An 8715-nucleotide genomic window follows, 5' to 3' on the forward strand; every position below is an offset into this window, starting at 1 on the left:
GGCTTAAAGATATCATTCTTTATTTTACATTCCATGATATTCCATATTTGGCAAAGTTGCACCCTCCTTTAAATATTTATTAAACCAATCTACAACAGCTTCATCCACCTCGTCTCTAAATTCAGTTATACCATGATCCGCTCCTTCAAATACAATCAAGCGATAAGGTATCCGATGTTCTGTAAAGGCTAATGCCATACGCAAACTTTGTTCTGGTTTTACTCGCCAATCCGAATTTCCATGAAGCAATAAAATGGGTACATTTTTTGAAAATTTGTTTACCCATTGAATAGCTGAACGCTTTTTAATTTCTTCAGCTTCATTTCCTTTATAATTGGGTACTAATTCCGGTAATAATTGTGTTCCCATTTCCGGTCTATCTTTTATTGCTGCATCCAAATCTGCCAAAGCTCCTCCTACAACTGCAGCTTTAATTTTATTCGTTTTGGTTAAAGCGCAATATGTCATCATACCGCCTCTGCTCCAACCGTACATTCCTATTTTAGAGGTATCAGCAGCTTTTTCTTCCACTAAAACATCTATTAGTCGTAATACATCATTTACATCTTTTCCTCCAAACTCCTCTTTACCTTCTCCACCAGCATTCCCTCTATACTGACTCGCAATAATAGCATAGCCTTCATTTGCTAACTTCCCTAGGCGCAAAGCTACCATCATATTTAATGCTCCAAAATCTTGATTCCCACCTCTATTATAAATAATACAAGGCACTTTGGATGATTTTTTGGGTATAATTAGTAAACCATTAACCTTTAGTCCATCACTTAGATATTGAATATTATAAATTGTAATACTATCTAGATATTGATAACTCTTTTTCCAAACTGTTTTTCCATTTTCATTTTCGCTTAATTTGGAATAAACAGGCAACTTTGCAAAATCTGTAAACGCTTCTTTTTTTATTAAAACCTGTTTGTCTTGCGCATAACTACTTATAAATACAAAAACTAGGGCTATTATTTTAAAATACTTCATTATGTTTGATTTTTTAATTGATAAATGATGTTAATACGACATTAAAAAATATAAAATGTTACATCCATTCATTAACAATCATTGGTTCGTTACAAATTAAGCTTCAAAAATAACTTAGTTCAATAAAATTATAAGTATTTTAAAGTGAACCTTTTAACTCATTTTTATAAAAAAATAAACTTTACACCTACAAAAACAATCAAAAAAACTTATTTTTGAACTACTTCAATAAACGATCATAACACATGAGAAAAGCTTTTCTTGTTATCAGTTTTACTGTTCTAGCCATAACGGCTATTTTAATCTATGTAGATTGGAAATTCAGTTTATTACTGGCTATTTTTATTCCTTTAATCCTCATGGGATTGTACGATATGTATCAGTCTAAACACACTATAAAACGCAATTTTCCTTTATTAGGTAGAATGCGTTATTTATTAGAAGATTTAGGTCCAGAAATGCGTCAGTATTTCATTGAAACTGATACCGAAGGAAAACCTTTTAATCGTTTACAACGGAGTATGGTGTATTCTAGAAGTAAAAAAGAAACCGATGCTAAACCTTTTGGTACACAATTAAATACCTATTCAGAAGGGTATGAATGGATTAATCATAGTATTAAAGCGATTCCTTTTCAAGAACTAAATCACAATCCAAGAATAAAAATTGGTTCGTCTCAATGCACTAAACCTTATTTTGCGAGTATGTTTAATATTAGCGCTATGAGTTATGGTAGTTTAAGTAAAAATGCCGTTTTAGCTTTAAATCATGGTGCCAAAGAAGGTGGTTTTTATCATAATACGGGAGAAGGTGGTCTTTCACCTTATCATTTAGAAGGTGGTGATGTCGTTTGGAACATTGGAACGGGTTATTTTAGTTGTAGAAATAATGATGGTACTTTTAATGTGGACCAATTCGAAAAAAGAGCCACATTAGAACAAGTAAAAATGATTGAAATCAAATTTTCCCAAGGTGCCAAACCTGGTCATGGTGGTATTTTACCAAAAGAAAAAGTAACTGATGAAATTGCTGCCATTCGTTTGGTGGATAAAGGTCATGATATTATCTCTCCTCCTTCGCATTCTGCTTTCAAAACCCCTTTAGAATTAATGGATTTTATACAAATCTTGAGAGAAAAATCGGGAGGTAAACCTATTGGAATGAAAATTTGCATTGGTAATAAATCAGAATTTATAGCAATTTGTAAAGCCATGGTACATACAAAAACGTATTTCGACTTTATTACGGTTGACGGTGGTGAAGGAGGAACAGGTGCAGCTCCACCTGAATATTCAGATCATGTAGGAATGCCTCTTCGAGATGCACTCGCATTTGTTTATGATTGTTTAAATGGTTTTGGTATTAAAGATCAAATTAAAATTATTGCTAGTGGAAAAGTTATTTCTGGGTTCGACATTATTAGAAATTTGTCTATTGGTGCAGATTTATGTAATTCTGCGCGAGGTATGATGTTTGCTTTAGGTTGTATTCAAGCTTTGGAATGCCATGCGAATACATGCCCAACAGGTGTTGCTACACAAGATCCAAGGTTGACAAGAGGATTAGTTCCTGAACAAAAAAGCATTCGTGTAGCGCGCTATCAATTTGAGACAGTTAAAAGTGCTGTAGATTTAATGGCGTCTGCTGGAATAGCTCACCCAGATGATGTTAATAGAGATTGTGTTACTACTCGCATTGACAGTAATAAAGTGGCTACTTTTTCTCAGATTTATCCGGAACTTGAAAAAGGGTCTTTATTAATTGAAAGTACCGTTCCTAAAGATTTCTTATATTTCTGGAAAAAAGCTACCGCTGAAAATTTTTAACATGTTATTTTGATGTTTAAATATCATAAAATTATATAACTAAACTGACATATATCATAAAATAAGCTACTTTTTTATTAGTAAATTTACATATAAAATAAAATTACTTAAAAGAGAATTTTATGGAGTTTATTGATTATTACAAAATTCTAGAAATAGATAAAAATGCTACTGCTGATGATATAAAAAAAGCCTATCGTAAATTGGCTCGCAAATGGCACCCAGATGTTAATCCAAATGATGCCAATGCAAAGATTAAATTTCAGCAAATTAACGAAGCTAATGAAGTTTTAAGTAATCCTGAAAAACGTAAAAAATACGATAAATATGGTAAAAACTGGGAACATGGTGAAGAATATGAGAAATATCAACAACAGCAAAGACAACAAAAGGAGTATTCACAAGACTCAGGTTATCAGTCAACTTCCGACTTTAACGGAGAAGATTTTTCAGACTTTTTCTCGTCCATGTTTGGAAAACAAAATGGCAATTCTAGAAGAAACAATGTAAAATTTCGAGGTCAAGATTTTAATGCTTCTTTAGAAATTGATATAAAACAAGCAGCTACAACTCATAAACAAACTTTTACTGTAAATGGTAAAAGTATTCGTATTACGATACCTGCAGGTATAGAAGATGGTCAAACCATTAAAATTAATGGGTATGGTGGCGAGGGAATAAATAATGGTCCTAAAGGTGATTTGTACATTACCTTTTCAATTGTAAATAATACCCTCTTCAAACGCATCGAAAATGATTTATATTTAAATCATAATTTGGATTTATATACTGCTGTTTTAGGTGGTGAAACCACAATTAATGCATTTGATGGCACAAAACTTAAACTTAAAGTAGTTGCTGGAACACAAAATGGCACAAAAGTGCGATTAAAAGGAAAAGGTTTTCCAGTATATAAAAAAGAAGGTGATTTTGGTGATTTGTATGTTACTTATACTATCCAAATCCCAACAAAACTTTCCGATAAAGAAAGGGAATTATTCCAACAATTAGCTCAAAAATAACCATCATGAACACACAAGAATTAATTATTTTAGATTTATTTTGTAAAGAATGTCAAGTTGAACCCAAATTAATTGAGGATTTGGAAAATTTTGGTTTAATCCAAATAATATTATATAATAATAACAAATACATTCATAAAGAAGAATTAGTATATATAGAAAGAGTAATACGTTTACATAACGAATTACATATCAATAAAGAAGGTATAGAAATTATATTAGATTTATTAAATAAACTCGAAGATTTAAAAAAACAAATGAAATTACTTAAGAATCGTTTAAACCTTTATGAATAAAATTTTAAAGAAGTTATTAAAATTTTAATTCTTTATCCTATAACTTCTAGTTTAGCAAATTTTAATAGTAATTTTTTCAGTCCTCCAACATCAAATTTTATTTCAGCTTTTTTATCTGCACCAATTCCTTCAATACTCATTATTTGTCCTTTTCCAAACCGATCATGCATAACTATATTGCCTACGACTAAATTAGTATCAAATAAATTAGTATTGCCTTGAGTCTTAATTCCTGAAACTGGCTTTAATTTTCTTATATTTTGCTTTTGATTTGCCTCTGCATTCAAATAAGCAGGTGGCTGACTTGAAACCGGTTTTGTTAATCTTAATTTTGATTTATCAATATCTCCAAAAATATCAATATCCATCATTGGTTTATAGCGATAACTACTCTGATCAACAGGATTTAAATGCTCAAGGTAAGCATCATTAATTTCTTCAATGAATCTAGAAGGCTCACTATCCACTAATTTTCCCCATCGATAACGAGATTGAGCATAAGTTAAATAGGCTTGATGTTCTGCTCTTGTTAAAGCAACATAAAATAAACGTCTTTCTTCTTCTAATTCGCTTCTTGTATTTAAACTCATGGCACTTGGAAACAAATCTTCTTCTAAACCTACGATAAATACATGTGGAAATTCGAGTCCTTTAGCTAAATGAATTGTCATTAAAGCTACACGATCATCATCTCCAGTGTCTTTGTCTAAATCCGTTGCCAAAGCGACATCTTCTAAAAATTCTGCTAAAGCACCCCTTGCCCCATCAATTTCTTTTTGACCTTCCGTAAAATCTTTAATACCGTTTAAAAGTTCTTCAATATTCTCAATACGTGTAATTCCTTCAGGAGTTCCATCTTTTTTTAATTCTTGAATAAGTCCTGTTTTTTTTGTTACATGTTCGGTTAAATAGAAAGCATCTTGATTTTCATTAATTACTTGAAAACTCTTAATCATAGTTACAAAATCTTGCAATTTTGCTTTTGTGCCAGCATTTAATTTCAAATCTATTTTATCGATATGCTCCATAACTTCAAATATCGAACGCTTAAAATGATTTGCAGCAACAGTTAATTTTTCTACAGTAGAATTACCTATTCCTCTTGCTGGATAATTAATGACGCGAACTAACGCCTCTTCGTCTTTTGGATTAATTACCAATCGCAAATAAGCTAAAACATCTTTAATTTCTTTTCTTTGATAAAAAGACAAACCACCATAGATTCGATAAGGAATATCTCTTTTACGCAATGCATCTTCGATGGCTCTAGATTGTGCATTAGTACGATACAAAACAGCAAATTGACTGTTATGCAATTGATTTTGCATTTTTTGTTCAAAGATAGTTGAAGCTACAAATCGACCTTCTTCACTATCCGTTACACTGCGATGTACTTTAATTTTTGGGCCATCTTCATTTGCTGTCCAAACTACTTTATCTAATTTGGTTTTGTTTTTATCAATTACATTATTTGCCGCTTCCACTATATTTTTAGAAGAACGATAATTTTGTTCCAAGCGATACATTTTCACTCCATCATAATCTTTCTGAAAATTTAAAATATTATTGATATTTGCTCCTCGGAATGCATAAATACTTTGAGCATCATCACCAACAACGCATATATTCTGAAAACGATCGGATAAAGCTCTTACAATTAAATATTGAGAATGATTGGTATCTTGATACTCATCTACTAAAATATAGCGAAAGCGATCTTGATATTTCGCTAAAACATCTGGAAAACGATTTAACAATTCATTGGTTTTCAACAATAAATCATCAAAATCCATGGCTCCCGATTTAAAGCAACGTTCTACATATTGCTGATAAATTTCACCCATTCTCGGCTTTTTACTCATAGCATCAGCTTCTTGTAATTCAGGATTATTAAAATAAGCTTTAACAGTAATTAATGAATTTTTATAGGATGAGATTCTACCCAAAATTTGTTTGGGTTTATAAATATCTTTATCCAACTGCATTTCTTTGATAATAGCACCAATTAAACGCACCGAATCTTGCGTGTCATATATTGTAAAATTGGAAGGATAGCCTAGTTTTTCAGATTCAATTCTTAGAATTTTTGCAAAAACAGAGTGAAACGTTCCCATCCAAAGATTTTTTGCTTCGTTATTTCCAACAATATCTGCAATACGCTTTTTCATTTCTCTCGCTGCTTTATTGGTAAAGGTTAAAGCTAAAATATTAAAAGCATCTACACCTTGACTCATTAAATTAGCAATACGAACAGTCAGTACTCTTGTTTTTCCAGATCCAGCACCAGCAATTACAATCATAGGACCATCTTTCTGTAAGACAGGTGCTTGTTGCGCTTCATTTAGTTGAGAAATAATCTTTTGTATCACGATTTCTTTAAAGTTTTTACTAATCCACAAAAATAAGTCATTCTAATACAATAATCAACCCGAAATATAAAAAACGACATATCATTAAACATTTAGTTCATTTTTTAAAATTTGAATTTGTTTTTATGTTTTTTAATATTTTCTTTGTGAAAGGAAATCCTATAATTATGAACACAACAAAACTTATTGAGTTGGCTTTTTATACCTTGCCAGCACTAATTACTGGTGGTGTAGCTTATTTTTTATTTTATTCTTTCTTTAAAAGCGAAGAAAATAGAAGACGTTATGAATTATTGAAAGAGAATCAAAAACAAGCTTTACCTATTCGTTTACAAGCTTATGAGCGCTTAGTTTTATTATTAGAGCGTATTAATCCCGCACAATTATTATTACGTGTTAGTCCGCCAAATACAGATAAGAATGACTATGCAACGCTATTAATTCATACCATTCAGACCGAATTTGAACATAATTTAACACAACAAATTTATATTACAGCTACTACATGGGATATCATAAATAAAGCAAAAAACTCCACTATCCAGATGATTCGTCAAAAATCATTATCTAATGAAGTTGTCAATGCTGAAAAATTAAGAGAAGCCATTTTAATTGAATTAACAGAAACAGAAGCACCAAGTAATGTTGCTATAAATTATATTAAAGAAGAATTAAAGAAAGTATTTTAAAATTAAAATTGATTATTTGAAATCTTTTCAAAAAAGAACTTTCTATAAGTGTTTCCAATGGAAAGTTCTTTTTTATTAATCCAAACGGAATCATTATCTATTTTATTGATGTGCTTTAATGCAATTATATATGATTTATGAATTTGAATAAATTCGTTTTTAGATAATAATTCAAATACATTTTTTAATGTACTATACGTTATAATTTTTTCATTTTCTAAGTGAATAGTAACGTAATTTTTTAATCCTTCTATATACTTTATGTCTTTTACAAAAACTTTTGAAAACTTATTTTTACCATCTGTTTTAAAAAAAACATATTCATTTGCATTTTCAACACTAGCCTGTTTTTTTATAGTTTCACTTGTATTTAATTTAGAAATAGCATGGTAAAAGCGTTCAAATGCGATGGGCTTTAATAGATAATCAACTGCGTTTAAATCATAACTTTCTAGAGCAAACTGACTATAGGCAGTGGTAAATATAATTTTTGTTTTATCTTTTATGATTTTAGATAGCTGAATTCCACTAATTTCAGGCATTTGTATGTCTAATAAAACCAAGTCTATATCATTTATTTCAATAAATTGTAATGCCTCTAATGGTTTTGTAAAAGTAGTTACTAACTCTAAAAAGGGTATTTTTAGAATATACTTTTCTAACAATCGAATTGAAGGTGGCTCATCATCAACAATAATACATTTTAATAATTTTGTCATATAGGAAACTTTAAATAAGCTTTATAATTATTATTCTCTTTTTTATAGTTTAAACTATACTTATTTTCAAACAATAATTGTAATCTTTTCTCAATATTTTTAGACCCAATTCCTTTTTCCATGTACTTCTCTGAATTATTTATTTGATTTGTTGTACTAATCTCTATGAAATTATTTGTACAGCTAATTTCAATAATTGCAGGATTTTCTTTAGTATCAATAATTCCATGTTTAAACACATTTTCAATGAAATGAATTAAAATTAAGGAAGGAATTTTTTGGTTAGTAATAGTACCATTAACAATTAAATATACATGAAAGTTTGCTTCATAACGTCTTTCAAAAAAGTAAATATAATCTTTTATAAAAACAATTTCTTCCTGTAGTAATGAAAAATCTTGATTTGTTTTATAAGTTACATATCTCAATAAATTAGACAACCTTAGAATTGCATCAGCAGTTTCAGGTTGGTTATCATATAATTCTACATAAAAATTATTTAATGTGTTAAATAAAAAATGAGGGCTTAATTGCGACTTCAATGTACTTAATTGAGCATTTTGTTGTTCAATATTCAACTGGTGAATTTTATCTTTATTTTCATGATATCGAAATAAAAAATAAACTACACTACTGTATAAAGAAAATCGGAAGGTGTAATAAAATGAATCAAACAAATAGGTAATAATCAAATCATCATTTGAAAAATTATAATTATGTTGCCTAATAAAATTATAGATCAAAATTTCTTCTAAAAAATAACGAAATGTAGCAAACACTAAAATTAATACTAAAAAG

At 29.6% G+C, this 8715-nt stretch carries 8 protein-coding genes; 4 read left to right on the forward strand and 4 right to left on the reverse strand.

Annotated features, from left to right (window positions below; translation table 11 throughout):
* Positions 1-24: 24 nt before the first annotated feature.
* Positions 25-996: a S9 family peptidase gene (locus HALO113_RS14640; RefSeq protein ID WP_159779839.1), complete on the reverse strand. Its 972-nt coding sequence runs from the start codon at positions 994-996 to the stop codon at positions 25-27.
* A 245-nt stretch (positions 997-1241) separates the two neighbouring features.
* On the opposite strand from HALO113_RS14640, the gene HALO113_RS14645 reads away from it, so the two are divergent.
* The 3 genes from HALO113_RS14645 to HALO113_RS14655 all read left to right on the forward strand — a co-directional run bounded on the left by HALO113_RS14645 (position 1242) and on the right by HALO113_RS14655 (position 4140).
* The gene (locus tag HALO113_RS14645; RefSeq protein WP_159779840.1) at positions 1242-2822 is read left to right on the forward strand and encodes an FMN-binding glutamate synthase family protein; all 1581 of its coding nucleotides are present in this window, start codon (positions 1242-1244) and stop codon (positions 2820-2822) included.
* A gap of 122 nt (positions 2823-2944) precedes the next feature.
* The gene (locus tag HALO113_RS14650) at positions 2945-3844 is read left to right on the forward strand and encodes a DnaJ C-terminal domain-containing protein (protein WP_159779841.1); all 900 of its coding nucleotides are present in this window, start codon (positions 2945-2947) and stop codon (positions 3842-3844) included.
* Between the two features lie 5 nt (positions 3845-3849).
* Positions 3850-4140, forward strand: a complete 291-nt coding sequence (locus HALO113_RS14655; RefSeq protein ID WP_159779842.1) for a chaperone modulator CbpM — start codon at positions 3850-3852, stop codon at positions 4138-4140.
* Between the two features lie 32 nt (positions 4141-4172).
* On the opposite strand, the gene HALO113_RS14660 is transcribed toward HALO113_RS14655, so the two are convergent.
* On the reverse strand, positions 4173-6506 hold the full coding sequence (locus HALO113_RS14660) for an ATP-dependent helicase (RefSeq protein ID WP_159779846.1): 2334 nt from the start codon (positions 6504-6506) through the stop codon (positions 4173-4175).
* A gap of 170 nt (positions 6507-6676) precedes the next feature.
* Here HALO113_RS14660 and HALO113_RS14665 point away from each other — a divergent pair, with 170 nt between their 5' ends.
* Positions 6677-7198: a hypothetical protein gene (locus HALO113_RS14665; protein ID WP_159779843.1), complete on the forward strand. Its 522-nt coding sequence runs from the start codon at positions 6677-6679 to the stop codon at positions 7196-7198.
* 2 nt (positions 7199-7200) lie between these two features.
* Here HALO113_RS14665 and HALO113_RS14670 read toward each other — a convergent pair whose 3' ends face one another.
* Positions 7201-7917 (reverse strand): LytTR family DNA-binding domain-containing protein, encoded by a 717-nt coding sequence (locus tag HALO113_RS14670; protein ID WP_159779844.1) that lies wholly within the window; start codon positions 7915-7917, stop codon positions 7201-7203.
* A partial coding sequence (locus tag HALO113_RS14675; protein ID WP_159779845.1) for a sensor histidine kinase occupies positions 7914-8715 on the reverse strand: 802 nt, incomplete at its 5' end. The genes HALO113_RS14675 and HALO113_RS14670, both read right to left, overlap by 4 nt.

This window comes from Flavobacterium sp. 9AF, from assembly GCF_902506265.1.
Lineage (GTDB): Bacteria > Bacteroidota > Bacteroidia > Flavobacteriales > Flavobacteriaceae > Flavobacterium.

What these genes read in the sequence shown, in the direction of transcription:
- HALO113_RS14665 (WP_159779843.1), top strand. Translation starts at nt 6,677, where the DNA reads ATGAACACAACAAAACTTATTGAGTTGGCTTTTTATACCTTGCCAGCA.
- HALO113_RS14655 (WP_159779842.1), top strand. Translation starts at nt 3,850, where the DNA reads ATGAACACACAAGAATTAATTATTTTAGATTTATTTTGTAAAGAATGT.
- HALO113_RS14670 (WP_159779844.1), bottom strand. Translation starts at nt 7,917, where the DNA reads ATGACAAAATTATTAAAATGTATTATTGTTGATGATGAGCCACCTTCA.
- HALO113_RS14645 (WP_159779840.1), top strand. Translation starts at nt 1,242, where the DNA reads ATGAGAAAAGCTTTTCTTGTTATCAGTTTTACTGTTCTAGCCATAACG.
- HALO113_RS14650 (WP_159779841.1), top strand. Translation starts at nt 2,945, where the DNA reads ATGGAGTTTATTGATTATTACAAAATTCTAGAAATAGATAAAAATGCT.
- HALO113_RS14640 (WP_159779839.1), bottom strand. Translation starts at nt 996, where the DNA reads ATGAAGTATTTTAAAATAATAGCCCTAGTTTTTGTATTTATAAGTAGT.